At 66.1% G+C, this 254-nt stretch carries 1 protein-coding gene; it reads left to right on the forward strand.

The features are described from left to right. Nucleotides 1–237: MFS transporter (locus KVT44_RS56400; RefSeq protein WP_217577056.1), on the forward strand; the 237-nt coding region annotated here is incomplete at its 5' end. Nucleotides 238–254 lie beyond the last annotated feature (17 nt).

Below are 254 nucleotides of genomic sequence, written 5' to 3' on the forward strand. Positions count from 1 at the left end.
ACGATGCTGATTCAGCCGCTCGTGGGCGTGTTCTCGGACCGCACCCGTTCCCGACTGGGCCGCCGCGCCCCGTGGATGCTCTACGGCGCGATCATCGGCGCCGTGGCCCTTGTCGGGCTCCGGTTTTCTCCCACCATCACCCTGGTCGCTGTCTTCTGGATGATCGCGCAGGCTGTTCTCAACGGAGCGCTGACTCCGATGACCGCCACGGTCGCCGATCGGATCGCGGAGAACTAACGCGGCACCGTCTCATC

This window comes from Streptomyces sp. GbtcB7, from assembly GCF_019091445.1.
In the GTDB taxonomy this organism is placed as follows: Bacteria; Actinomycetota; Actinomycetes; order Streptomycetales; family Streptomycetaceae; genus Streptomyces; species Streptomyces mirabilis.